The sequence below is a fragment of the Sulfitobacter sp. IGS-18 genome (assembly GCF_059628195.1).
This window is the reverse complement of record NZ_CM184556.1, coordinates 1,050,075-1,073,555: the sequence shown is the minus strand read 5'-3', so window position 1 is coordinate 1,073,555 and position 23,481 is coordinate 1,050,075. Positions and strand designations below refer to the sequence as shown.

Sequence of the window (23,481 nt, the reverse complement as noted above, 5' to 3'; positions counted from 1 at the left end):
TCATGTGAAAAACCTGACTCGCGTTACCTCATGCCTGGTGTTTCAGGTATTTCGACCGAGGCTATTGGGCAATTCGAAAATCTCTGAGGCCGCGTTTCTTGATTCAGCGAAACTTCCTGACCCGGGGTTTGGAGCGCAGCCGCAGGTGAAACGCCTGCGCGCCGACACCGGCATTCAGGCAACCCTGCCTTTCCCCCGACCGCGTATCTGCAAATGAAGACATGTCATTTTTGACATGTCTTCATTTGCAGAAGGATGATGTCGTTCCACCGCGACACCACAGAGCTCTCTCCTGCGCAGGCACCGCAGAACGGCGGCACAAAGGGTGACACCCATTGGTCGCCCCTAGCCGCGCCCGATAAAGGGCATGTTCGTCGCCATCACCGTCAGGAACTGCACATTCGCCTCCGGCGGCAGTTCCGCCATATGCAGGACCGAGGCCGCCGCATGCCGCACCTCCATCGTGTCCATCTGCGGATTATCCACCTTCAGCGCCGCCACCATATCGGTTTCCGCATTGCCTATGTCGATCTGGCCACAGGCGATGCCAAAGGGCCGCCCGTCCAGCGACAGCGACCGGGTCAGCCCGGTGATGGCGTGTTTCGTGGTGGTATAGCAGACCGATCCGGGGCGCGGCACATGGGCCGAGAGCGAGCCGTTGTTGATGATCCGCCCGCCGCCCTGCGCCCGCATCGCGCCAAAGGCCAGCCTTGCCGCGATGAACATGCCATGCAGGTTGACGCCCAGCACCTGCTCCCAGTTTTCCAGCGGGATCTCGTCAATCGGGCCTGCCTTGCCAAAGCTGCCCGCATTGTTGAACAGGACGTCCAGCCTGCCGAAAGTGTCGAAGGCCGCGGCCATGGCACCGGCATCGGTGACATCCGCAGGCAGGGCCACCGCATTGGCATGGGCCTTCGCCATCTCCGCCAGCAGCTCCGCCCGCCGCGCGATCAGCCCCACGCGCCAGCCCTTTTCCAGGAACAGCTCCGCCGTGGCCCGGCCGATCCCGGAACTGGCGCCGGTGACAATGATGCTCTTCATCCGAAATCCTCCGTGGTGGTTTCAAGCGACAGGGGTGCCACAGGCTGGCTGCGCAGGTCGTCCACCACCAGCGGCCCGCCGGGTTTCGACAACCGGTTGCGCACCACCCAGATCAGCCGCTCCTGCGCGCGGGTGATGGCCACATAGGCCAGCCGCTTCCACAGCGGCTGCCCCGCCTCCATCCGGCCCATGCGCGCGGCGGCGTAGAGATCGGGGGCAAAGACCTGCACCGTTTCCCACTGGCTGCCCTGCGCCTTGTGAATGGTCACCGCGGCCCCATGCAGAAAGGTCGCCCCCATGCGCGCGGCAAAGGGGATGAAGGGTTCTTCCTCATCCGGTTTTTCAATTTTCACGATGCTGGCGGCGCTCACCTGCGGGTCCTCTGCCCCCATCACGTGCAACCGGCTGAAGCCGGGCTTGCGCCCCGCGCCGAGGTAGATCACCTGCGCCCCCTTGATCAGACCCCGCGCCTCCAGGTCCAGCCGCTTCTTGCGGTGCTTGAGCGGCAGTTCCAGCCCGTCGCAGATCAGCGGCTCGCCCTCCAGCAGCGCATCCTCCGGCGCGCCATGCACGTTGCGGAAAGCATTGATCAGCCGGATCCGCGTGGCATTGCGCCAGACCAGCACCGGGGACCGCGCCATCAGGTCCACCTCGACCCGCTGACCCCAGACCACGCGATCGTCGCGGCGCGCGGTTTCTTCCACCATCCGTTCGAACTGTTCAAAGCCGAGGTCCGGATCAGCCAGCGCATGGGCCAGATCCAGGATCGGATTATCCGCATCCTGCCGGAAGATGCGGTTCAGGTTCATCACCCGCTTTTGCGGCAATTTTTCGAATACCATGGTGCCGGACTGGTTCACCGGCGCCAGCTGCGCCGGATCCCCGAACAACAGCAGGGTCGGGAAAATCTCTTTCAGGTCCTCGAACTGCTTGTCATCCAGCATCGAGGCCTCATCGACAAAGCCGATGTCCAGCGGTTCCTCCCGCCGTTTCCAGCCGGTGATGAAATCTGAGCCGCGCAGCCCCGCCGCTGCCAGCGCGCCGGGGATCGACTTGTTGCCCGCATAAAAGGCCGCGGCGCGGTCCAGCGCCAGTTCCGTCAGCCCCTCCACATCCACGGGCCGTTCGCCATTGCCCGCCAGCCATTCCGCGATCCGCTCGTATTCCGGGTCATAGACGGGGGTATAGAGGATGCGGTGAATCGTGGTCGCGGGCACCCCGCGCAGCCGCAGCACCGAGGCCGCCTTGTTGGTGGGCGCGAGAATCGCCAGCGTGCGCTTGTCGCGGCGCTTGCGGCTCTCGTAATCGCCCGAGACCACCTCGACCCCGGCCTCTTCCAGCGCCTTGTAAAGCTCGGCCAGCAGCAGCGTCTTGCCCGATCCCGCCTTGCCGGTCACCGCCATCACCTGGTCGGCCCCGCCGGGCGGTGGCATCAGCAGGCTGTCTTCCAGGTCGATCCCGGCGCCGCGCAGCATCTCGGCCACACCGTCATAGGCGGTGGCCTGATCGTCGGAATATGTAAGGCTGGGCAGAGTCATGCGCCGACATTAGGCGAGCCCGCCAGCGGGGGCCAGCGGGTTCAGGCGCTTTGCTGCAAAACCACGGGCATCCGGCTGCCAAAAGCCTGATCGAACCAGAACCGCGATTGCTCCGGGCTGATCCCGGCACGCTGCGCCACCTGCGCCTGTGCCGCTTCGCTATAGTGCCACAGACCCACGCTGATCCTGTCACGCCCCTGCCCGGCACTGCCCAGAATCTCGGGGCTGGAGCCGATCATCCGGTAAATCCGCACCATCCGCGCATCAAAGACCCCGACGAAATGCCGGATGTCAAAGCCGCGCATGATCTCGCCGCCGCCCAGCATCAGCGCCGCCGCCACATGGGCATCCGCCCTGCGCGCCAGACAGAACCGCGTACATTCCCAGATCAGCGGGCTGCGCAGCGGGCCCGACAGCAGATGCGCGAAATGATCGTTCACCATCACCGGCCCGGTGGTGGGCAGAAACCGCATCGACCCGCCATGGCTGCCATCCGCCTGTTCCCAGATCACATAAAGCGGGTTCATCGCATCATAAGCATCCCGCTCCTCGCCCGCTGCATCGACCTGCACCTCCCAGCCCAGCCGGGTGCGAAACTGATCGGCCCGGTCCCGGAACATCTGCCGGGCCAGTTGGGGGTGCTGGTGCAATTGATCGGCATAAAGGTAACGCAGCATGGGCTTCTCCGCTCTGACAAGATGCCAAAGCCCTAGCCGCAGACCCGTTAACACAGCGCTGGCACCGCGCACGCCGCTCACCGGACAGGCGCAACACCTTTCACTCTTTTTGGCCTTAAATATTCCCGGGGGGGCAGCCAAAGGCTGCGGGGGCAGCGCCCCCTGTACCCGCGCCCCCCCGGGATCACACCACGATCAATCCCCGGCTCAACGCCCGTGCCACCGCATGGGTGGTGTTCAGCGCCCCCAGCTTGAACCGCGCGCTTTCGATATAGACCCGCAGCGTATGTTCCGAGATCTGCAACTGGTCGGCCACCTGCGCGCGGCTCTGACCGGCGGCGAGAAGGGTCATCGCATCCACCTCGCGCGGCGACAGGGCCTGCGCGGTTTCCGGCAGCCGGTCCGGTTCGAATTCCAGCGCCTTTTCGTTCAGGAAATGCGCAATCAGGATCAGCTCGTGCCGGTGCTCCGCGACAAAGGCCTCCCATTCCGCATCCATGCAGCTGTGGTTGATCGTGAACAGCGCGAACTGGCCATTCGGGCCGCGCAGCGGCACCGACAGCCCCTGATTGCCGACCCCATATTCCAGCGCTTCGGCGAAAAACGCCCTTGCGGTCTTGGACGACCAGTCCAGCTGTTTCCAGTCGACCGGGTGAAAGCGCTGGAAACAGCCCAGCACCACCGGATCAATGCGCAGATAATTCTGCGCGATGTAACGTTCCTGCCAGGCGACCGAATAGGTGCCGCAGCCGTATTGTTCGCCGGTTGAATCGACCCAGTGATACAGCACATGGTCAATGCCCAGCAGATCGCGCAGCGCCTCCGTCGCGCTTTGCAATCCGGCGTGGGAGTCAGCCTGCTCCAGCGCCTCCATTATGAAATCTATCTGCCGTGTCTTGACCATTCACCGTACCCTGCGTTCCCTGTTCCAGAGCGGCGATCTCGGCCATGGCCACAAGCGCCGCGTCATCCAGTTGCTCCGCAAGGGCGGGCAGGTTGCTTGACAAGGCAAAAGTCCTGAGGTCGGCAAGAACGTCCAAAATCCAGTCACTACGCATGCACAGCCTCGCTTCCAAATGGTTAATGGTAGGTTAATTCAATCATAGCATGTAGGAGATTTTGACGAAAATTCGCCGCTTTCCCCTCCCCAGAAATGGCGGGGGGCGGAAATGCCAACCCCCCGGAATGAAACAGGGCACCGTGCCGGAACGGAAAACGCCCGCGAATCGAGAGTGATTCGCGGGCGTCGGAAATGACGGAAATGGGGCGCGCGATCAGCCGCGGGCGTCCAGCGCGTCCTCCAGGGTGCGCAACCCGGTGGTGGGCGCCTGCACCAGCACCGACATGTTGCCGGGTTTATGCTCGTTGCGCATCATCTTCATATGCGCCTCGGGCAGGTCGGCCCAGGTAAAGACCTCCGACATGCAGGGGTCCAGCCGCCGCTCCAGCATCAGCTTGTTGGCAGAGGCCGCCTGCTGCAGATGGGCAAAGTGGCTGCCCTGCAGGCGCTTCTGGTGCATCCACATGTAGCGCACGTCAAAGGTCAGGTTGAAACCGGAGGTGCCGGCGCAGATCACAACCATACCGCCCTTTTTGACCACAAATGTGGACACCGGGAAGGTCGCCTCGCCGGGGTGTTCGAACACCATGTCGACATTGTTGCCCTTGCCGGTGATCTCCCAGATCGCCGCGCCGAACTTGCGGGCCTCCTTGAACCAGGTGGCATATTCGGGGGTGTTCACCGTGGGCAATTGCCCCCAGCAGTTGAAATCCTTGCGGTTCAACACGCCCTTGGCCCCCAGATCCATCACGAAGTCGCGTTTGGATTCATCCGAGATCACGCCAATCGCATTGGCACCGGCGGTGTTGATCAGCTGGATCGCATAGGAACCCAGACCGCCCGACGCCCCCCAGACCAGCACGTTCTGGCCCGGTTTCAGGTCATGCGGCTCGTGGCCGAAGAGCATCCGGTAGGCGGTGGCCAGCGTCAGGGTATAGCAGGCCGATTCCTCCCAGGTCAGATGCTTGGGACGCGGCATCAGCTGCTGGGCCTGCACGCGGGTGAACTGGCTGAACGACCCGTCCGGTGTCTCGTATCCCCAGATCCGCTGGCTGGGCGAATACATCGGGTCGCCGCCGTTGCAATGTTCGTCATCGCCGTCGTCCTGGTTGCAGTGGATCACCACCTCATCCCCGACTTTCCAGCGCTTGACCTTGTCGCCCACGGCCCAGACGATGCCGGAGGCATCCGACCCCGCGATGTGATAGGGCTGCTTGTGGCCGTCGAAGGGGCTGATCGGCACACCGCGCGCGGCCCAGACCCCGTTGTAGTTGATGCCCGCCGCCATCACCAGGACCAGCACGTCCTGGCTGTCCAGCTTCGGCACATCGACCACTTCCTGAAGCATGGCCTTGTCCGGGTCGCCGTGACGTTCCCGGCGGATCGCCCAGGCATACATCTGTTTGGGAACATACCCCATCGGGGGCATTTCGCCCATCTCGTAGAGGTCCTTCTCAGGTGCGTCGTATTGCGCGATGGTCGTGTCGAGTGCCATGCGGGCCTCCTGTCCGTGAATCAATTGTGCCGCGATGCAGAATCGCCGGTTGTCAGGACGGAATATGACTGGTTGCGCAATTATGCAACCTCTCAGGGGTCATTTTTGTAATTTTATGACCTCGCAGTCGCAGAAACATCCAATGCGGGCGCAGCATTCTCCGGCAGCAGATGGGCAATCGAATTGGCATAGAACCGCAGCACCGCCACTTCTTCCGGGTTGGCGCGCCAGGTCGATTGGTCACAATGCACCACGCCGCGCGCGCGCAGCCCGTTCAACGCCTGGCGCAATTCGGTTTCCAGCTCCGATGCATCCACCGCCCGGTTGGCCAGCGGCACCTGGCCGAGCACCTGGGCGGCCCGGTCCAGCAGAGCCTGCGTCTCCAGCGCCTGGCCTTCCAGCAGGACGGTGCTGATCAGCGGCACGCTCAGCACCGGCATGGCACCGGAGATCCGCGCCATCAGCTCGTCCGACAAGGCCTCGACCGTCGCATCCGCCCCCGCCTCGCGCAGCGACAGGGGCGCGCCGAATGCCACCGCTGCCGTGCCGAACCGGGTTTCCTGACGGGTCAGCCGCTGCCAGAGCTTGCGCAGGATGAACCCCACCACCACCGTGATCCGCGCGCCAAAGCGTCTGTCGCCACGCTGGTCGGCCGCAATCAGCACCTTGTCCTCCAGCACCCGGTCATAGTTGATCGCCACCGGCATCAGCACCACGTCACGTTCGCTTTCGGGGTCGAACCCCTCCACCACATAGGACAGCAGCCCCATCTTCGGCGGTTGCAGCGCCCCGGTCAGGCTCAGCCCGCCTTCGGGATACATCGCCTGGTTGACGCCCCCTGCCGTGGCCAGCTGCACATAACGTGCCAGCACCTTGCGATAGAGCGCGCCGCGCGACCGGCGGCGGATGAAATATGCCCCCAGCGACTTGATCAGCCAGCTCAGCGGCCAGACCCGCGCCCATTCCCCCACCGCATAGGCCAGCGCCGAATCCCGCGCCGCAAGATAGGTCACCAGCACGTAATCCATGTTGGACCGGTGGTTCATCACGAAAACCACCGTCGCATCCTTGGGGATCGCATCGAAGGTCGCATCATTGCTGTCGGCGGTCTTGATCCGGTAGACCGAATTGGCCAGCAGCCGCGCCACCCGGATCCCGAAACTGAAATAGGCAAAGGCCGAGAAACTGGGCACGATCTCCCGCGCGTATTCACGGGCTTTCTGAAAGGCCACGTTTTCCGGCACCCGGTTCTTGGCCGCGTAATTGACGATCTCGCGGGTGACATCCGGGTCGTAGATCAGCCGCTGGATCATGTCGTGCCGCCGCGCCAGCTTGAACGGCTCGATGGGGCGTTTCAGCCGCCGGTTCAGCCGCTTGACCGCCCGTTCCAGCCGCAGGCGGAAAAACCAGCGGACAGAGGGCAGCAGCAGGTGGCTCAATGCCGTGACTGCGGCAAAAAGCAATATCAGGATAAAGAGCCACAGCGGCAGTTCGACAATCTGCGTCATGGGCGCACCCTTGCAGCGGCAGGGGGCAAGGACAATATGTAATTGGGGGACAGGAAAGGCAGCGCAATGGAATTCACCATATCGAAAGGCTTTTCGGAGGATGAGCGAAGCCGCGTCGCCGATCTCTACTGGGCCGCCTTTTCCGGCAAATTGCGCTATGTCCTGGGCCCGCCCGCAAAGGCGCTGCGGTTCCTGTCCGACCAGTTGAACCCGGCATTTGCCCTGGTGGCCCGCGACGCCGGTCACAGGGTGCAGGGCGTGGCGGGCTTCAAGACCGCCGAAGGATCGCTGATCGGCGGCAACCTGCGGGACATCGCGCGCAGCTACGGTTTCCTCTCCGCCTGCTGGCGCGGTCCGCTGCTGGGCCTTGTCGAACGGGAATTGTCGGATGACACGCTGCTGATGGATGGGATCTGTGTCGCAGGTGAAGCGCGTGGTCAGGGGCTTGGCAGCGCGCTGCTGAATGCGATCAGGGAGACGGCAAAGGCGCAGGGCAAATCATCCATCCGGCTTGATGTCATCGACACCAACCCGCGCGCCCGCGCGCTTTATGAACGGTTCGGTTTTGAAGCCACGGGCCAGGAACACCTTGGCCCTTTCCGCCTGATCTTTGGTTTTCGCAGCGCGACACGGATGATCTGTCACATCTGACAGGGCCGGTCCGGGGTTTGAGGTGAGATGGAAATGCCGCAACGCAGCGAATTGACAGTTGCGCAAAGTTTCCTCTAGATACGGGTCAACGCAACAATATTGCCGAACCGATTCAAGGATGGACCGATGACCGAGACCCAGAAAGACCGCCCCTGGCTGATCCGGACCTATGCCGGCCACTCCACCGCCGCCGCCTCCAACGCGCTTTACCGCTCCAATCTTGAGCGGGGGCAGACCGGACTTTCGGTGGCTTTCGATCTGCCCACGCAGACCGGCTATGACAGCGACCATGTGCTGAGCCGGGGCGAGGTCGGCAAGGTCGGCGTGCCGGTCAGCCACCTGGGCGACATGCGCGCGCTCTTTGACCAGATCCCGCTGGAACAGATGAACACCTCGATGACCATCAACGCGACCGCCCCCTGGCTGCTGGCGCTTTATATCGCCGTGGCCGAGGAACAGGGCGCGGATGTTTCGCAATTGCAGGGCACGGTGCAGAACGACCTGATCAAGGAATACCTCAGCCGGGGCACCTATATCTGCCCCCCTGCCCCATCGCTCAAGATGATCGCGGATGTGGCCGAATACTGCTATACCCATGTGCCGAAATGGAACCCGATGAATGTCTGTTCCTATCACCTGCAAGAGGCCGGCGCGACGCCCGAGCAGGAACTGGCATTTGCCCTGGCCACCGCCACCGCCGTGCTCGATCAATTGCGGCCCCGCGTGGCCGAAGAGGATTTCCCGAAACTCGTGGGCCGCATTTCATTCTTTGTGAATGCGGGCATCCGTTTTGTCACCGAAATGTGCAAGATGCGCGCCTTTGTCGATCTCTGGGATGAAATCTGCGCCGAACGCTATGGTGTCGAAGATCCGAAACACCGCCGTTTCCGCTATGGCGTGCAGGTCAATTCCCTGGGGCTGACCGAACAGCAGCCGGAAAACAACGTCTACCGCATTCTGATCGAAATGCTGGCAGTGACCCTGTCGAAAAAGGCCCGCGCGCGTGCCGTGCAATTGCCCGCCTGGAACGAGGCTTTGGGCCTGCCGCGCCCCTGGGATCAGCAATGGTCGATGCGGATGCAGCAGATCCTGGCCTATGAAACCGATCTGCTGGAATTCGACGATCTTTTCGACGGCAACCCGGCCGTCGATGCCAAGGTGGAATTGCTGAAACAGGGCGCGCGCGCCGAACTGGCCAATCTCGACGGCATGGGCGGGGCAATTTCTGCCATCGACTATATGAAAGGTCGGCTGGTCGAATCCAATTCCGAACGTCTTTCCCGGATCGAGGCCGGTGAAACCATCGTGGTCGGGGTGAACAAATGGCAAAAGGGTGAGCCCTCGCCGCTGATGACCAGCGACGGCGGCATCATGGTGGTGGACCCGGCAACCGAGGCCGACCAGATCGAGCGGTTGAACGCCTGGCGCGCAGAGCGCAACGAGGGTGCGGTCAAGGCGGCACTTGCGGACCTGCGCGCCGCCGCAGCAGAAGGGCGCAACGTCATGCCCGCGTCGGTCGCAGCCGCCAAGGCCGGGGTGACCACCGGCGAATGGGCCGCACAGATGCGCGCCGTCCATGGCGAATACCGTGGCCCCACCGGCGTTGCAAAAGGCCAGTCGAACAAGACCGAAGGGCTGGATGACCTACGCGCCGCGGTGGATTCCGTCAGCGACCGGCTGGGCCGCCGGTTGAAATTCCTGGTGGGCAAACCGGGGCTGGATGGCCATTCCAACGGCGCCGAACAGATCGCCGTGCGGGCCCGCGACTGCGGCATGGACATCGCCTATGAAGGCATTCGGCTGACTCCCGCCGAAATCGTCGAAGCCGCGCGCAACGACAAGGCGCATGTCATTGGCCTGTCGATCCTGTCGGGCTCTCATATTCCGCTGGTCGAGGACCTGCTGGGGCAGATGCGTCAAGCGGGCCTGGGCGAAATACCCCTGATCGTGGGCGGCATCATTCCCGAGGAAGACGCAAAACGGCTCAAGGCGATGGGCGTTGCGCGGGTCTATACCCCGAAGGATTTCGAATTGAATACCATCATGGCCGATATCGTGACCCTGGTGGATCCCGCAGCGGTTGCAGCGCAATAGCTCTGACACAAATTTGAACTGGAATCCTCTGCCATTTGTATTACAGCCTTGAGGTCTAGACAGACTAAAAGGAAGAACCAATGGAATTGGATTTTAAATCAAAAAGCGCGAAGGAATTGGAGAAGATCCTTTCTGACGTAAAAAAGGCGCTGGCCAATGCGCAGGCCCGCGACCGTCGTGAAGCACGCAAGGCGGCAGAAAAGGCGGCTGCGGAATTCGGCTTCTCGCTGAGCGAATTGACCGATGACGAGAAACCGGCGCGCAAGGCAAAGAAGGCGGCAAAGCCGAAAGCAGCCTCCAGGCCGAAATTCGCAAACCCTGCGGACCGGTCGCAAACCTGGACAGGAAAAGGCCGTCAGCCGAATTGGTATCGCGCTGAAGTTGAAAAAGGCACCGACCCTGCGAAAATGAAAATCTGAGGTCAGCCCCCCTGGTCCTGGCGGCTGCTGTAGTCAAAGCGCAGCGGGAATTGGCGCAGGAACCGCCAATTCCCGGAAACCGGATCAGACTGCGAACCGCCATTGCAACTTGCCCCCGCCCTGCGGGTTCTGCATGCTTGTCCCCAGACAACACAGGAGAACGCCTTGACCATTCATATCGGCGCAAAGCCCGGAGATATTGCCGAAACTGTCCTGATGCCGGGCGATCCCTATCGCGCGAAATGGGCCGCCGAAACGTTTCTGAAAGACGCGCGGCTGGTTAATGAAGTGCGCGGGATGCTGGGGTTCACCGGCACCTGGCAGGGAAATCCCGTCACCATTCAGGGCTCCGGCATGGGCATGCCCTCGCTGTCGATCTATGCCAACGAGCTGATCCGCGATTACAATGCGCAGACCCTGATCCGCATCGGCTCCTGCGGCGGGATGCAGCCCCATGTGGGCATCCGCGATGTCATCATCGCGATGACGGCCACCACAATCACATCGCCCTCCTCCGGCATCTTCCGGGAGGTGAATTTTGCCCCCTGTGCCGACTGGTCGCTGCTGCGCGCCGCCGTGGCCGCGGCGGAGGCCAAGGCGGTCACGACCCATGTCGGCGGGATCTATTCCTCGGATGTCTTTTATGCCGAACGCCCCGATCTGGACGAACAGATGGTGCGCCATGGCATCCTGGGGGTAGAGATGGAGGCGGCAGAGCTTTACACCCTCGCCGCGCGTCACGGCCGCCGTGCGCTGGCGGTGCTGACGGTCTCGGACCATCTGCAAACCGGAGAGGCCCTGCCCGCCGCGGAGCGCGAGCGCAGTTTCGGCGACATGGTCGAGATTGCGCTGAAGGCGGCGTTTGACGGCGGTTAGGTGCAATGGGGACCGGTGCCGAGCGGCAGGGCATGGGCGGTTCAGGTTTGCGGCGACATGCCAGAACCCCCGATGTTTTCCGCCTGCCCGCCCCCCCGGTTCTTTGCAAATGAAGACATGTCATTTTTGACATGTCTTCATTTGCGGATCAGCACCGGACGCATGGCGCAGGTTCATGGATGTCGCTGCGGAAGTCCGGAACGAGCCCATATTGACCGTGCTACGTGGTGGCAGCGAAGGAGGTCTTGGCACGTGGCGACGCATGGATCACATTTGAACGCGTCTCAGAGCTGACACGTGTTCCTTTATCCGATCCGCGCTCAAAGGCCCTCCGTGGCCAAGGTAGAACGTCTTGCACCCGCGCTGCAACAAGTGCTCCAATGAGGCTGCCACCGCCAATTGGTCTTCTTCAAAAGGCGGGCGCTTGGGTTTGCTGCGCATCAAAATACCACCGAGCAGCACGCCGGAAGCTGCCAAATCTCCCGCAATGACGCGGCCATCTTCCAACAGCACCGAAACCGATCCCGGCGTGTGCCCGGGAGTGTGAATGATTTTCAGTGGAAACCCGCGATCCTCAAGGCCCATTTCCCCTGCCGCCATGATCTCATCCGGTTTGAAATAGGAAAACGGTCTTTCAATTGCTCCGGTCTTTTGGAATGCCCTACCGAACGGACCCGTTGCCGCAAGCCTGGGTGGCTGACCAGAACAATATGGAACTTCAAGCGCATGGGCGCAGATCGGAGCGGCGGTCAAAGCCTTTATCCCGATGGCAGACCCGGCATGATCAATATGCGCGTGCGTCAGAACGATCAATTTTACATTGAGCCAACTCAGGCCTAGTTTCTTCAACCGCTTGAAAATCTTTGCTTCGGACCCGGGTAGCCCGGTGTCCACAAGAATGGCATCCTCTCCGTGTATAATGAGGAAGGAATTAAGCATCCCCAAAGGCAGAATTGGGATAGTCTCGATCTGGGGCTTGGTCATGAGCGCGGTCCGCCGTTGCTAAGGTCAGGCGACATTGCCCTGAACCGAGGGGGCGCGAAATTGGGCACCTTTTTGTAACCGGAGATCAAAGATGAAAGACGCAACTCCAACGACCCGCCCATGGGCTGACCCGGTGACAGGGCAATGTCCGGTGGCAGAGACTTTGCGCATTTTGGGCGGAAAGCACGGGCCAAAAATCCTTCATTGCCTCACCGCAGGAGAGCGTCACTTTCTTGAGCTTCAGCGGGAGATGGAAGGCGTCAGCCGAAAGGTGCTGCGGGCCCAGTTGAAAGAGTTCGAGGAAAACGGGATGGTTGCGCGAACCCCCAAAGGTGACGCGCGTCAACGTGTCGGTTACTCCCTGACGCGCAAAGGATCCGCGCTTGGTGATATTCTCGGACAACTCTACGATTGGCAGCAGACCTTCGGTTGACGGATTTCCACGCGACTCCCTGCCTTGCCCTGGCGACCACAGCAGTGCTTTGGTTCGGTAGGATCAATGTCCGGTCCGGGCCGGAAATGCCTGGCAGCCGGGTCAGGATCGCCCGGCGCGGCCTGTTGACGGGATTAAGAAAATGCGTCGGGAAGCCTCCCAGTTACGCGACATGCCAGCCCCCGATGTTTTCCGCCTGCCCGCCCCCCCGGTACTTTGCAAATGATGACATGTCATTTTTGACATGTCATTTTTGACATGTCTTCATTTGCGGATCAGCACCGGGCGCATAAAGCCTAAAAACGGGAACCGCTTCCGGGCGCCCCGGATAAGCGGTTCCGACAGGTTGCAGCGCTTTACGAACCGGATAAAGGCAATATCCTTGCGCGAGCACTGACAACGGCTCAGCTGCCGTGCCCGCCCACATAGGCATTCCGCGCGGGGCTTTGCCATCCGGTCAGGGTCGCAGGCTCCGGCGCAAAGACCTCCACCAGCAGCGGATGACAACTGGCAACATCCGAGGAATGCAGGGTCGAACAATCGCCCCCCGGGCAGGCGCTGAGCGCGCCCAGCAGGTCCACCTCTGCAAAGAACTCCAGAAAATCGCCGGGCCGCACCGGGCTTGCCTTCATGAAATATTGCCCGGTGTCGCGGGTGAAACCGGTACACATGAAGACATTCAGCACGTCGTGAACATGGCGCTCCGCCTCCGAGAGGTCCATGCCCAGATGCGCGGCAAGGGCGCGGGTCAGGTTGGAATGACAGCAATGGTGATACTGGCCGCCTGACAGCAGATTGTGGGTATAGGGATCGCAGCGGGTGCCGATCACATCATGCACCGACCCGCCGTAACCGTCGATGCCGTACCAGCCCAGCGTATCCGCCGTGATCGTGGCCAGCGGCCGCAGATGGGGAAAGGCGGACCACATGCGGTCCCCCCGCGTCAGATGCGTGCCATGCAGGGCGCGGGTCTTGCCGGAGTAGAACCGCTCGGAGAGGTCATTCAGATGCCACAGGTTCAGGTCGCCTACCTGCGGCCCCTCGACACTGGTGATCCGAAAGAAATGGCCCGCAGGCACCGTGAACACACCCGCCTCGCGCGGCGGCACAATGACTTCCGCCGTCTTTGCAAGACTGGCGCGCGCAGCGTCATAGAGCGCCATGTCCGGCGGCGGCAGGTTCTCCACCGGATAGCAGATCACGGGTGCCACCTCGCGGCGGGCATCGGCGTCAGGCGGGGCAAGGGACATGGCGGGTCTCCGGTTTGGTCCTGGCAAAGCTGCCCCCGCGCGCGGGCAGAGTAAAGATGCCTCAGCATCACAGCCCAGCCCGCCCCCGGTGCAAAGGGCTTGCCTGATCCTGCGGCGGGCGCAATCATGGCCCGGGATCAAGGGACGGAGGACGGGATGCGGATCATCGGAGCGATGCTGGCGCTGCTGCTGGCGGCAAAGGGCGCCCTGGCGCAGGAAGGCTGGGGCAACCTCGATGCGCTGCTGCTCGGCAACCTGTCGACCACCGGCAGCATGGAGGCGTCTTACTGGATGCCCGACAGCCCCGATCCCGCGCAGGCCCGGGTCAGCCTTGGCATTGCCTATGTCCATATCCCGGGTTCGGCGGGCAACGTCGCACTTGGGGCCGGGGTATTCCGGCAGACGGTGCAGGGCTGGCAGCTCTCCACACCCGTCTACAACCTCTTTGGTCACGAGCCCCGCGCGCCACAGTTCCAGAACGGACAGCTTCAGCTGCTGACCACCATGCCCGGCCCCGGCGAGCCGCGCTGCTGCCCCACGCAGGAGGCGATGTGGCGGATTGATCTGACCACCGGGCAGGCGCAGCGCCTGTATTGACCTCAGGCGTTCTGCCCCGCCATCCGGCCGGAATGCAGGCAACCGCCCAGAAAGGTCCCTTCCAGCGCGTTGTATCCGTGATACCCGCCGCCGCCAAAGCCGCAGACCTCTCCGGCCGCATAAAGGCCGGGCAGCACCGCGCCTGAGGGCGTCAGGACGCGGCCCTGCACATCGGTGTGCAATCCCCCCAGCGACTTGCGGGTCAGCACGTTCAGCCGCACCGCGATCAGCGGCCCGTTGGCGGGATCGAGTATCGCATGGGGCTTCGCGGTACGGATCAGCCTGTCGCCCCGATAGGCCCGCGCCCCCCGGATCGCGGTGATCTGCGCATCCTTGGAAAACGGGTTGGTCAGCTGCAGGTCGCGCGCCCTGATCTGCGCGCGGATCTGCTCCAGCTCCAGCGGATGTTCCGGCGTCAGCCGGTTCATCCCCGCCACCAGCCTCTCCAGATCATCGGCAACCACGAAATCCGCGCCCTTCTCCTTGAAGGCCTCCACCGCCGGGGTTGCCCCCTTGCCGAGCCGCGCCTGCAGGACTTCGCGCCAGCCGCCTTCGGTCAGATCGGCATTCTGCTCCGAGCCGGACAGGGCGAATTCCTTTTCGATGATCTTCTGCGTCAGGATGAACCAGCTGTGCTCCCCCGCCTGCAGGATGCGCTTCAACGTCCCCAGCGTGTCGAAACCGGGCAGACATGGCGCTTCCATCCGGGTGCCACGCGCATCGAACCAGAGCGAGGATGGCCCCGGCAGGATGCGGATGCCATGGTTGGGCCAGATCGGGTTCCAGTTCTCGATCCCCTCGCAGTAATGCCACATGCGGTCGGTGTTGATCGTGCCTGCCCCGGCCTGCACCGCGATCCCCTGCATCTTGCCATCCACATAATCGGGCACCCCGGACACCATCCGCGCGGGCGGCGCGCCCAATCTGTCGCGCGGCCAGTTGGCCCGCACAAGCGCATGGTTCCCGCCGATGCCGCCGGTGGTCAGCACAATGGCCTCTGCCCCGTATTCGAACTGCCCCGTGACCCTGCGCGAGGTGCTTTCCCCCCGCGCCGCGGTGCTGTCCTCCAGCACATCGCCCTGCACCCCGGTCACGCCGCCGTCACGGGTGATCAACCCGGTCACACGATGCCGGAACGCCAGTTTCAGCTGCCCTGCGGCGGCATGTTCCGTCATCAGCCGGACAAAGGGTTTCACCACGCCGGTGCCGGTGCCCCAGGTGATGTGGAAACGCGGCACCGAATTGCCATGCCCCCCCGCCAGCGCGCCGCCCCGCTCGGCCCAGCCCACCACCGGAAACCAGCGCATCCCCAGATCGTGGCACCACTGGCGCATGCCCCCCGCCGCCCAATCGACAAAGCTTTCGGCGCAGGCGCGGGGGTTGGCGTCTTCTTCCCGGTCGAATTGTGCCGATCCCATCCAGTCGCTCAGCGCCAGCTCGGCGCTGTCGCGGATCCCCAGACGGCGCTGCTCCGGCGTGTCGACCATGAACAACCCGCCCAGCGACCAGAAGGCCTGCCCGCCCAGCGACTGCGGCCCCTCCTGATCCAGCAGGAGCACCCGGCGCCCCCGCTGCACCGCCTCATGGGCGGCGGCCATCCCGGCCAGCCCTGCCCCCACGATGATCACATCTGCCTGGAAAGATGTCTGTGTCATGGCCTCCCCCTTTGCCTATCCTGCCCGCCGTCACCCCGAAGGCGACTTTTCATGACGCCGCCGCCATTCGCGGGCATAGACCGATTCCTCGCTGTGCTTGCGGCTGTTGGCGGCCTGACGGCGCGCCTGTTCCCCGGCGGTTTCCGCGCGCACCTCGGCCTGCCGCATCTGGGCCGCACGTTCAAAGGGGATCACCTGCACCATCGGCGTGCCTGCGGGCATCCGCAGCGCCCCCCGGGTGCTGGTCCACAGAAACGGGACATTGACGGGCACATCCAGCGCATCGCAGTCAACTGTCCCGTTGAACGCGGCAAAGGGCAGATCGGAAGCCCAGCGAAACTCCATCGCGCGGGTCTGCGGTTCAACCACCGTCCAGATGTCGAAAGGGGTCGGAATGATCCAGCCCTGTGCCATCACATCGGCCACCGGCAGACAGGCGCGCACCGTCAGCCCGGGCAGCCCATGGGCATCCTTCATCTCCATTTCGCGGTCCAGATCGCGAAACCATTCGGGCAGGAATTTCGCCGCAGGCTGCGGCGCGGGGATGCGGCCCAGCAGGTCGGGCGGGAAGAGGAATTCGATCTTGGTCATGACCGCAGCCTGCGCGGGTCAGGACCGGAAAGCAACTGTGTTCAGAGACCGGGCCGGTTCAGCCTTGCCAGGCAGCGGTCCGGCTTGCCCTTGGCGCGAAAGGCCTCGGCCCCGCAGGTGACGCAATTGTATTTCATCAGCGCTCCCCTGGCCCCCGCGCGGTCCTCGCGCCAGCGGCATTGCCGTGTGCCGGCGTGGCGGTGGGCATAGATGGCGACGGCAATGACCGCGATGACAAAGAAGATCGGTGCAAGCATGGTCCGGAGCCTGGGACGCGCGGCGGGTTATGACACCCGCCGCGCGTCCATATGTTCAATTGTTCAGGATCAAACGGTCCGTTCGACCATCAGTTTCTTGATGTTCGCAATCGCCTTGGCCGGGTTCAGCCCCTTGGGGCAGGTCTTGGCGCAGTTCATGATCGTGTGGCAGCGGTAGAGCTTGAAGGGGTCCTCAAGGTCGTCCAGACGCTCGCCCGTGGCCTCGTCGCGGCTGTCGATGATCCAGCGGTAAGCGTGCAGCAGCGCGGCCGGCCCGAGATAGCGGTCGCCGTTCCACCAGTAGCTGGGGCAGGAGGTCGAGCAGCAGGCGCACATGATGCATTCATACAGACCGTCCAGCTTCTCGCGGTCGTCGGTGGATTGCTTCCACTCCTTCGCGGGGGCCGGTGTCTCGGTCTCCAGCCAGGGCTGGATCGAAGCATGCTGGGCGTAGAAATGGGTCAGGTCCGGGATCAGGTCCTTGACCACCGGCATATGCGGCAGCGGATAGATCTTGACCACGCCCTTCACCTCGGCCACGCCATAGGTGCAGGCCAGCGTGTTGATCCCGTCGATGTTCATCGCGCAGGAGCCGCAGATCCCCTCGCGGCAGGACCGGCGGAAGGTCAGGGTCGGATCGATCTCGTTCTTGATCTTGATCAGCGCGTCCAGGATCATCGGGCCGCAGCTGTCCATGTCCACGAAATAGGTGTCCAGCGCCGGGTTCTTGTCGTCATCCGGGCTCCACCGGTAGATGTGGAATTCCTTGAGGTTGCCGGCCCCTTCGGGCTTGGGCCATGTCTTGCCGCTGGTCATGCGGGAATTCTTGGGGAGCGTCAGCTGAACCATGTAGCATCTCCTGTTCTGGCGTCGCCGCCGGTTTCAATCAGACCCCGCCAGGGGGCGTTCAATTCCGCCTGCCCTAACGGACAAACAATGTGTTCTGTTCGGCCCGCATCGCGGCCCTGAAGCCCAGACCTTCGATCATGCCCAGCAGGTCGCTGTCCCAATCCGCGGCGTGATCGGTTTCCACCAGCATCACATCCGGCAGCCAGCCGCCCGCCGCCAGCAGCGGGCCAAGGGCCGCAGGCTCCGCGCCCTCGACGTCGATCTTCAAAACCGAGACATCGTGACCCGCCGCCTCCTGCACGAAATCCAGCAGGGGCCGCACCGGCACCAGCCTGCCGCCACTGCGCGACCGCCGCTTGACCGGCAGCAGCGAGGCCTGGCCAAAGTTGTTTCCGTGAAAATTCAGCATCGCCTCGCCGCGTTCCGCGCCCAGCGCGCAGCCTTCGATCCGGACCATATGGCCCAGCCCGTTCAGCTGCACGTTATGGCCCAGACGCCCGATCATCACCGGGTTCGGCTCAAAGGCGATCACCCGGCTGCCCTTGCCCGCCGCCACCGCCAGCGGCACGGCAAAGGCCCCGCAATTGGCCCCGATATCCAGGATGAAGGAATTCTTGCCCTCGACCACTTCGGTCAATGCGGTCAGCGATTTCATCTCGGGCGGCTGGCCATAGAGCCAGATCATCCGGTCGGTGTAATTGTCGCGCGGGTCCACATACATGCGGATGCCCGCGAATTCGACCACCGCAGGCGGCAGCGCCGCCATCAGCTTTTGCCGCAGCGGCCGGTCCGCCGCCCGGAACGCCGCGCGCATCGCCTCAAGGGTCAGCGATTCCGCGACCGGCTCGAAGGTGGGATGCGGCAGGGCGTTCATGGGTCAGCTCAACCCGGCTTCGAGGGTGCGCGCCTTGAGACAGGTCTGCGTGTCGGGCCGCGCCAGGATGTTGCGCACGATGGTCACGGTCGAATCGTCCACGCCGACAACGGCGGCGCGGGCGAATTCGCGCACTTCCAGCGCATCGGCATAATCAATGATGCAATCGGTGAAGGGCGTGATCAGCTTCTTGGGGACCTGCGGGAAACGGGTGGCAAGGGTTTCGGTGACAACCCCCTTTGCCCCCGCCCGCGCGGTGCTGTCCACCGCCTCGGTCACTTCGGTACAGCCCGCTATGGCCAGGGCAAGAACAGCGATGCCTGCAAGGCGCATCTCAATACACCCGCGCCTTGGGGGCGATCTTTTTCAGGTCGATGCCGCCTTCGTTATGGCTGGTCAGCGGCTTCAGATGCACGCCACGGAAGCCCAGCGAGGCCTCGTTGCCCTTGAACCAGATCAGGCTGTGCTTGCGCCAGTTCTCGTCGTCGCGGTCGGGATAATCCTCATGGGCATGGGCGCCCCGGCTTTCCTTGCGCGCCGCAGCGGCGGTGATCGTGGCCACCGCATTGGGCATCAGGTTGGTCAGCTCCAGCGTTTCCATCAGGTCGGAATTCCACACCAGCGACTTGTCGGTGACATGCAGGTCATCCAGTTTGCCTGCCACGTTCTTCATCTTTTCCTCGCCCTCGGCCAGGGTCTTGTCGGTGCGGAAGACGGCGGCATCGGCCTGCATCGTCTTTTGCATCTCAAGGCGCAGCTCTGCCGTCGGCACATGTCCACTGGCATAGCGCAGCCCGTCGAACCGGCTGAACGCCGCCTCGACCGAGCGCTTGTTGGGCACCGGCACCGGGGCATTGGCATCCACCACTTCCTTGGCGCGGATCGCGGCGGCGCGGCCAAAGACCACCAGGTCGATCAGCGAGTTCGAGCCGAGGCGGTTGGCCCCGTGCACGGAGGCGCAGCCCGCTTCGCCCACGGCCATCAGGCCGGGCGAGACATTGTCGGGCTTGTCCTTGGTCGGGGCCAGCACCTCACCCCAATAGTTCGTGGGGATACCGCCCATGTTGTAGTGCACCGTCGGCAGCACCGGGATCGGTTCTTTCGTCAGGTCCACCCCGGCAAAGATGCGCGCGGATTCGCTGATCCCCGGCAGGCGCAGGTCCAGCGTTTCGGGCGGCAGGTGGTTCAGGTGCAGGTGGATGTGGTCCTTGTTCTCGCCCACACCCCGGCCTTCGCGGATCTCCATGGTCATGCAGCGGCTGACCACATCACGGCTGGCAAGGTCCTTGTAGGTGGGCGCATAACGCTCCATGAACCGCTCGCCTTCGGAGTTGGTAAGGTATCCGCCCTCGCCCCGCGCACCTTCGGTGATCAGGCAGCCGGCACCATAGATGCCGGTCGGGTGGAACTGCACGAATTCCATGTCCTGCAGCGGCAGGCCGGCCCGCGCGGTCATGCCGCCACCGTCACCGGTGCAGGTATGCGCCGAGGTGGCGCTGAAATAGGCGCGGCCATAGCCGCCGGTCGCCAGCACCGTCATCTTGGCCGCAAAGAGGTGCATGGTGCCATCGTCCAGCTTCCAGCACAGCACACCCTGACACACGCCATCTTCGGACATGATCAGGTCGATGGCGAAATATTCGATGTAGAACTGCGCGTTCTGTTTCAGGCTCTGACCATAGAGCGTGTGCAGAATCGCATGGCCGGTGCGGTCGGCGGCGGCGCAGGTGCGCTGCACCGGGGGGCCTTCACCGAATTCGGTGGTATGGCCGCCAAAAGGCCGCTGATAGATCTTGCCTTCTTCGGTCCGCGAAAACGGCACGCCGTAGTGTTCCAGTTCATAGACCGCCTTGGGCGCCTCGCGGGCGAGGTATTCCATCGCATCGGTGTCGCCGAGCCAGTCCGAGCCCTTCACCGTGTCGTACATGTGCCACTGCCAGTTGTCCGGGCCCATGTTGGACAGCGACGCGGCAATGCCGCCCTGTGCGGCCACGGTATGCGACCGGGTCGGGAACACCTTGGAGATACAGGCCGTGCGCAGCCCCTGCTCCGCCATCCCCAATGTCGCGCGCAGGCCTGCACCGCCCGCCCCAACAACAACCACGTCATACTCGTGGGTTTCATACTCATATGCAGCCATGTTCGGTCTCCCCTCGGGAATGAATGGATCAGAGCGCCAGGCGCGCGATGGCGAAAACGCCCACCGCCGCCGCGCCGTAGCTGAGGCAGGTCATCAGGATGATCGCAAGTTTCTGCGCCGTCCCGTGCACGTAATCCTCAATCAATACCTGCACCCCGTCGTTGAAGTGCTTGAAGCCGACAACCAGCGTCAGCGCCGCGATGATCGCGGGGCCCGGACGGCTGTAATAGGCCAGGATCTCTTCATAGGTGCCGCCCAGCGCGCACCCGAAGGTAAAGACAAAAAGCGGGATCAGGATCAGCAGCGCGACGGAGCTGACCTTCATCGCCCAGAAATGGGCGGTCCCGGTTTTGGCGGAGCCGAGGCCGGTGGCGCGTTTGCGGTCTGTCAGATAAGCCATCAGTCTCTCCTTACACGATAATGACGGTCAGCACCGTCAGCAGCACCGCACCGCCGATGCAGGCCCAGCCCAGCTTTTCCGCCGTGGGCACATCCAGCGCATAGCCGTTGTCCCAGATCAGGTGCCGGATGCCGGCCAGCGTGTGATACCAAAGCCCCAGCACGCTGAAGAACATGATCAGATCGCCGAACCAGCTGGTCACGAAACCGTTGACCACGTCGAAATACCCTTCGCTGGTCGCCGCCGCCAGGAACCACCAGACGATCAGCAGCGCCGCGACCAGCATGGCATTGCCGGTGATGCGCGTCAGGATCGACGTCATGGAGGTCAGTTGCGGGCGGTAGATTGTCAGATGCGGTGACAGCGGGCGGTTGCCCCGGTTTACATCGGCCATAAGTCTGGTCCTTTGATGTGAGTGGCTGTATTTTGGTCCTTGGCTGACCTAGTGATAGCGGTTTTTGCAGGAGTGTCACGAGGGCTGAACAGGCTAACACGCGGTTTTATGGGGAAGCTTGGCGGAAAAATGCAGAAATCCGCAAGAATTTTCGTTTTGTGATCACACGGATATTTTGTGTGATCACAGACCTGCGACTCACTTGCCCATTTTGACGCCAGACCCGCGCCTGTGAGACGCGCGAGGGTCCGCTGTGCGGGACTTTCTTGCCGTTGATCATTGGCAACCAAAGCCCGGAACAAGCCGAAGGCGCCGGGCCATCGCCTGCCCGCCGGTCGGGTAGGCGATTTGGTGAGGTTGGGTGTTCCCTCGACAGGATTCATCATGGTTGAGAAATAAAGTGGCATGAACATAGGTCGGCATCGCCCACCCCGGGCAGGCGCTGGCCCGGCTTGTGTCTCATGTCACTCCGGGCTCTTTCCCGCCGTTCGCAGCATTTTTCACGAGTGTCCGCTTGGCCCCCGCCCCTCCTTCGGACGTAGCGCCACGCTCCGGGTCAGCGAAGTGACGCAAAGGTCGGTCTTGCCCGGCAATGACAACATACGCCTCAAACGCAAATGCCCCCGCAGATATCTGCGGGGGCATTGCACATCATCCTGCCAGACCAAAGCGGCTGGCATCTCTCCGCCAATCAGCTCAGGCTGCTGTCGATGCCCTTGCAGGCGTCAACCAGGCCTTTGACCGCCTTGACGGAATTGTCGAACATCGCCTGTTCGTCCTTGTTCATGGAAATCTCCACAACACGCTCCACGCCGCCTGCGCCGATCACTGTCGGCACGCCGACATAGAAACCGTCCAGACCATAGGCGCCGTCCACATAGGCCGCGCAGGGCAGGACGCGTTTCTGGTCTTTCAGATAGCTTTCGGCCATCTCGATGGCGCTGGTCGCGGGCGCATAAAAGGCCGAACCGGTCTTCAGCAGGCCCACGATCTCGGCGCCGCCATCACGGGTACGCTGCACGATCGCATCCAGTTTCTCCTGGCTTGTCCAGCCCATCTTGACCAGATCCGGCAGCGGGATGCCGGCAACGGTGGAATAGCGCACCAGCGGCACCATCGTGTCGCCATGGCCGCCCAGCACGAAGGCTGTGACGTCTTTCATCGACACGTTGAACTCGGAGGCAAGGAAATGCCGGAAGCGCGCCGAATCAAGCACGCCCGCCATGCCGCAGACCTTTTCATGCGGCAGGCCGGAGAATTCGCGCAGCGCCCAGACCATCGCATCCAGCGGGTTGGTGATGCAGATCACGAAAGCGTCGGGCGCATGGGCCGCAATGCCCTCACCCACGGATTTCATCACCTTGAGGTTGATGCCCAGCAGGTCGTCGCGGCTCATCCCCGGCTTGCGGGCGACACCGGCGGTCACGATGCAGACATCGGCACCGGCGATATCCGCGTAATCCTGCGTTCCTGACAGGGTCGCATCAAACTTGCCCGCAGGGCCCGATTCCGCGATGTCCAGCGCTTTGCCTTCTGGCGTGCCTTCGGCAATGTCGAAAAGAACGACATCGCCCAGTTCCTTCAGTGCCGCGAGGTGTGCAAGTGTACCGCCGATTTGCCCCGCGCCGATCAGCGCGATTTTGGGTCTGGCCATGGTATGTTCTCCGTCAGGGTTGCATTTCGTTGCGGCATAGCGAA

The 23,481-nt window shown here is 63.0% G+C and carries 24 protein-coding genes; 6 read left to right on the top strand and 18 right to left on the bottom strand.

Annotation, left to right across the window (positions count from 1 at the left end; genetic code table 11):
* Positions 1-345: 345 nt before the first annotated feature.
* The 6 genes from ACWNZ3_RS05210 to ACWNZ3_RS05185 all read right to left on the bottom strand — a co-directional run bounded on the left by ACWNZ3_RS05210 (position 346) and on the right by ACWNZ3_RS05185 (position 7,319).
* Complete coding sequence (locus tag ACWNZ3_RS05210) at positions 346-1,041, bottom strand: SDR family oxidoreductase (protein ID WP_274577047.1); 696 nt, start codon at positions 1,039-1,041, stop codon at positions 346-348.
* Positions 1,038-2,579 (bottom strand): ATP-dependent DNA helicase, encoded by a 1,542-nt coding sequence (locus ACWNZ3_RS05205; protein ID WP_269362175.1) that lies wholly within the window; start codon positions 2,577-2,579, stop codon positions 1,038-1,040. The genes ACWNZ3_RS05210 and ACWNZ3_RS05205 overlap by 4 nt, the downstream gene beginning before the upstream one ends.
* 41 nt (positions 2,580-2,620) lie before the next feature.
* Positions 2,621-3,256, bottom strand: a complete 636-nt coding sequence (locus ACWNZ3_RS05200) for an acyl-homoserine-lactone synthase (RefSeq protein WP_496901444.1) — start codon at positions 3,254-3,256, stop codon at positions 2,621-2,623.
* 184 nt (positions 3,257-3,440) lie between these two features.
* Complete coding sequence (locus ACWNZ3_RS05195; protein WP_269362178.1) at positions 3,441-4,160, bottom strand: helix-turn-helix transcriptional regulator; 720 nt, start codon at positions 4,158-4,160, stop codon at positions 3,441-3,443.
* 370 nt (positions 4,161-4,530) lie between these two features.
* A complete protein-coding gene (ccrA, locus tag ACWNZ3_RS05190) occupies positions 4,531-5,811 on the bottom strand; it encodes a crotonyl-CoA carboxylase/reductase (RefSeq protein ID WP_114274740.1) in 1,281 nt (426 codons plus the stop codon).
* 113 nt (positions 5,812-5,924) lie between these two features.
* On the bottom strand, positions 5,925-7,319 hold the full coding sequence (locus ACWNZ3_RS05185; RefSeq protein ID WP_496901443.1) for a 1-acyl-sn-glycerol-3-phosphate acyltransferase: 1,395 nt from the start codon (positions 7,317-7,319) through the stop codon (positions 5,925-5,927).
* A 66-nt stretch (positions 7,320-7,385) separates the two neighbouring features.
* On the opposite strand from ACWNZ3_RS05185, the gene ACWNZ3_RS05180 reads away from it, so the two are divergent.
* From ACWNZ3_RS05180 to deoD, 4 genes are all read left to right on the top strand, one after another.
* On the top strand, positions 7,386-7,970 hold the full coding sequence (locus tag ACWNZ3_RS05180) for a GNAT family N-acetyltransferase (RefSeq protein ID WP_496901442.1): 585 nt from the start codon (positions 7,386-7,388) through the stop codon (positions 7,968-7,970).
* Between the two features lie 126 nt (positions 7,971-8,096).
* Complete coding sequence (locus ACWNZ3_RS05175; RefSeq protein WP_496901441.1) at positions 8,097-10,064, top strand: methylmalonyl-CoA mutase family protein; 1,968 nt, start codon at positions 8,097-8,099, stop codon at positions 10,062-10,064.
* A gap of 80 nt (positions 10,065-10,144) precedes the next feature.
* Positions 10,145-10,483: an H-NS histone family protein gene (locus tag ACWNZ3_RS05170; protein ID WP_274577039.1), complete on the top strand. Its 339-nt coding sequence runs from the start codon at positions 10,145-10,147 to the stop codon at positions 10,481-10,483.
* A gap of 165 nt (positions 10,484-10,648) precedes the next feature.
* Positions 10,649-11,359, top strand: coding sequence for a purine-nucleoside phosphorylase (gene deoD / locus ACWNZ3_RS05165; RefSeq protein WP_496901440.1), 711 nt, complete (start codon positions 10,649-10,651; stop codon positions 11,357-11,359).
* Positions 11,360-11,626: 267 nt separating this feature from the next.
* Here deoD and ACWNZ3_RS05160 read toward each other — a convergent pair whose 3' ends face one another.
* Positions 11,627-12,343, bottom strand: a complete 717-nt coding sequence (locus ACWNZ3_RS05160; protein WP_496901439.1) for an MBL fold metallo-hydrolase — start codon at positions 12,341-12,343, stop codon at positions 11,627-11,629.
* Positions 12,344-12,434: 91 nt separating this feature from the next.
* Here ACWNZ3_RS05160 and ACWNZ3_RS05155 point away from each other — a divergent pair, with 91 nt between their 5' ends.
* Positions 12,435-12,776 (top strand): winged helix-turn-helix transcriptional regulator, encoded by a 342-nt coding sequence (locus tag ACWNZ3_RS05155; protein ID WP_496901438.1) that lies wholly within the window; start codon positions 12,435-12,437, stop codon positions 12,774-12,776.
* Between the two features lie 404 nt (positions 12,777-13,180).
* Here the strand turns inward: ACWNZ3_RS05155 and ACWNZ3_RS05150 are convergent, their stop codons facing one another.
* Positions 13,181-14,026 carry an urea carboxylase-associated family protein gene (locus ACWNZ3_RS05150; protein ID WP_496901437.1) on the bottom strand — a complete coding sequence of 282 codons (846 nt, stop codon included), beginning with the start codon at positions 14,024-14,026 and terminating at the stop codon, positions 13,181-13,183.
* 126 nt (positions 14,027-14,152) lie between these two features.
* Between ACWNZ3_RS05150 and ACWNZ3_RS05145 the strand changes: the two genes are divergently transcribed.
* Positions 14,153-14,623 (top strand): hypothetical protein, encoded by a 471-nt coding sequence (locus ACWNZ3_RS05145; RefSeq protein ID WP_496901436.1) that lies wholly within the window; start codon positions 14,153-14,155, stop codon positions 14,621-14,623.
* 2 nt (positions 14,624-14,625) lie between these two features.
* Here the strand turns inward: ACWNZ3_RS05145 and ACWNZ3_RS05140 are convergent, their stop codons facing one another.
* The 10 genes from ACWNZ3_RS05140 to mdh all read right to left on the bottom strand — a co-directional run bounded on the left by ACWNZ3_RS05140 (position 14,626) and on the right by mdh (position 23,437).
* Positions 14,626-16,278 (bottom strand): FAD-binding dehydrogenase, encoded by a 1,653-nt coding sequence (locus ACWNZ3_RS05140; RefSeq protein ID WP_496901435.1) that lies wholly within the window; start codon positions 16,276-16,278, stop codon positions 14,626-14,628.
* A gap of 30 nt (positions 16,279-16,308) precedes the next feature.
* Entirely contained in the window at positions 16,309-16,869 is a 561-nt protein-coding gene (locus ACWNZ3_RS05135; RefSeq protein ID WP_496901434.1) for a hypothetical protein, read from the bottom strand.
* Between the two features lie 41 nt (positions 16,870-16,910).
* On the bottom strand, positions 16,911-17,126 hold the full coding sequence (locus ACWNZ3_RS05130; RefSeq protein WP_274577030.1) for a hypothetical protein: 216 nt from the start codon (positions 17,124-17,126) through the stop codon (positions 16,911-16,913).
* Positions 17,127-17,195: 69 nt separating this feature from the next.
* Entirely contained in the window at positions 17,196-17,975 is a 780-nt protein-coding gene (locus ACWNZ3_RS05125) for a succinate dehydrogenase iron-sulfur subunit (protein WP_269362202.1), read from the bottom strand.
* 73 nt (positions 17,976-18,048) lie between these two features.
* Complete coding sequence (locus ACWNZ3_RS05120; protein ID WP_496901433.1) at positions 18,049-18,849, bottom strand: FkbM family methyltransferase; 801 nt, start codon at positions 18,847-18,849, stop codon at positions 18,049-18,051.
* A 3-nt stretch (positions 18,850-18,852) separates the two neighbouring features.
* Positions 18,853-19,182 carry a hypothetical protein gene (locus tag ACWNZ3_RS05115; RefSeq protein ID WP_114274752.1) on the bottom strand — a complete coding sequence of 110 codons (330 nt, stop codon included), beginning with the start codon at positions 19,180-19,182 and terminating at the stop codon, positions 18,853-18,855.
* 1 nt (position 19,183) lies between these two features.
* Complete coding sequence (sdhA, locus tag ACWNZ3_RS05110; protein ID WP_269362206.1) at positions 19,184-20,989, bottom strand: succinate dehydrogenase flavoprotein subunit; 1,806 nt, start codon at positions 20,987-20,989, stop codon at positions 19,184-19,186.
* A gap of 28 nt (positions 20,990-21,017) precedes the next feature.
* Positions 21,018-21,389: a succinate dehydrogenase, hydrophobic membrane anchor protein gene (gene sdhD, locus ACWNZ3_RS05105; protein WP_269362208.1), complete on the bottom strand. Its 372-nt coding sequence runs from the start codon at positions 21,387-21,389 to the stop codon at positions 21,018-21,020.
* Positions 21,390-21,399: 10 nt separating this feature from the next.
* On the bottom strand, positions 21,400-21,783 hold the full coding sequence (gene sdhC / locus ACWNZ3_RS05100) for a succinate dehydrogenase, cytochrome b556 subunit (RefSeq protein WP_269362210.1): 384 nt from the start codon (positions 21,781-21,783) through the stop codon (positions 21,400-21,402).
* Positions 21,784-22,474: 691 nt separating this feature from the next.
* The gene (gene mdh, locus ACWNZ3_RS05095; protein WP_114274756.1) at positions 22,475-23,437 is read right to left on the bottom strand and encodes a malate dehydrogenase; all 963 of its coding nucleotides are present in this window, start codon (positions 23,435-23,437) and stop codon (positions 22,475-22,477) included.
* Positions 23,438-23,481: the final 44 nt, after the last annotated feature.

Bases quoted from the DNA above. Each gene is read 5' to 3' on its own strand.
- ACWNZ3_RS05175 (WP_496901441.1), top strand. From the start codon at position 8,097: ATGACCGAGACCCAGAAAGACCGCCCCTGGCTGATCCGGACCTATGCC.
- sdhA (WP_269362206.1), bottom strand. From the start codon at position 20,989: ATGGCTGCATATGAGTATGAAACCCACGAGTATGACGTGGTTGTTGTT.
- mdh (WP_114274756.1), bottom strand. From the start codon at position 23,437: ATGGCCAGACCCAAAATCGCGCTGATCGGCGCGGGGCAAATCGGCGGT.
- ACWNZ3_RS05115 (WP_114274752.1), bottom strand. From the start codon at position 19,182: ATGCGCCTTGCAGGCATCGCTGTTCTTGCCCTGGCCATAGCGGGCTGT.
- ACWNZ3_RS05195 (WP_269362178.1), bottom strand. From the start codon at position 4,160: ATGGTCAAGACACGGCAGATAGATTTCATAATGGAGGCGCTGGAGCAG.
- ACWNZ3_RS05185 (WP_496901443.1), bottom strand. From the start codon at position 7,319: ATGACGCAGATTGTCGAACTGCCGCTGTGGCTCTTTATCCTGATATTG.
- ACWNZ3_RS05125 (WP_269362202.1), bottom strand. From the start codon at position 17,975: ATGGTTCAGCTGACGCTCCCCAAGAATTCCCGCATGACCAGCGGCAAG.
- ACWNZ3_RS05205 (WP_269362175.1), bottom strand. From the start codon at position 2,579: ATGACTCTGCCCAGCCTTACATATTCCGACGATCAGGCCACCGCCTAT.
- ACWNZ3_RS05150 (WP_496901437.1), bottom strand. From the start codon at position 14,026: ATGTCCCTTGCCCCGCCTGACGCCGATGCCCGCCGCGAGGTGGCACCC.
- ccrA (WP_114274740.1), bottom strand. From the start codon at position 5,811: ATGGCACTCGACACGACCATCGCGCAATACGACGCACCTGAGAAGGAC.
- ACWNZ3_RS05145 (WP_496901436.1), top strand. From the start codon at position 14,153: ATGGCCCGGGATCAAGGGACGGAGGACGGGATGCGGATCATCGGAGCG.
- ACWNZ3_RS05170 (WP_274577039.1), top strand. From the start codon at position 10,145: ATGGAATTGGATTTTAAATCAAAAAGCGCGAAGGAATTGGAGAAGATC.
- sdhC (WP_269362210.1), bottom strand. From the start codon at position 21,783: ATGGCCGATGTAAACCGGGGCAACCGCCCGCTGTCACCGCATCTGACA.
- ACWNZ3_RS05180 (WP_496901442.1), top strand. From the start codon at position 7,386: ATGGAATTCACCATATCGAAAGGCTTTTCGGAGGATGAGCGAAGCCGC.
- ACWNZ3_RS05155 (WP_496901438.1), top strand. From the start codon at position 12,435: ATGAAAGACGCAACTCCAACGACCCGCCCATGGGCTGACCCGGTGACA.
- ACWNZ3_RS05135 (WP_496901434.1), bottom strand. From the start codon at position 16,869: ATGACCAAGATCGAATTCCTCTTCCCGCCCGACCTGCTGGGCCGCATC.
- ACWNZ3_RS05200 (WP_496901444.1), bottom strand. From the start codon at position 3,256: ATGCTGCGTTACCTTTATGCCGATCAATTGCACCAGCACCCCCAACTG.
- ACWNZ3_RS05210 (WP_274577047.1), bottom strand. From the start codon at position 1,041: ATGAAGAGCATCATTGTCACCGGCGCCAGTTCCGGGATCGGCCGGGCC.
- ACWNZ3_RS05160 (WP_496901439.1), bottom strand. From the start codon at position 12,343: ATGACCAAGCCCCAGATCGAGACTATCCCAATTCTGCCTTTGGGGATG.
- ACWNZ3_RS05120 (WP_496901433.1), bottom strand. From the start codon at position 18,849: ATGAACGCCCTGCCGCATCCCACCTTCGAGCCGGTCGCGGAATCGCTG.
- sdhD (WP_269362208.1), bottom strand. From the start codon at position 21,389: ATGGCTTATCTGACAGACCGCAAACGCGCCACCGGCCTCGGCTCCGCC.
- ACWNZ3_RS05140 (WP_496901435.1), bottom strand. From the start codon at position 16,278: ATGACACAGACATCTTTCCAGGCAGATGTGATCATCGTGGGGGCAGGG.
- ACWNZ3_RS05130 (WP_274577030.1), bottom strand. From the start codon at position 17,126: ATGCTTGCACCGATCTTCTTTGTCATCGCGGTCATTGCCGTCGCCATC.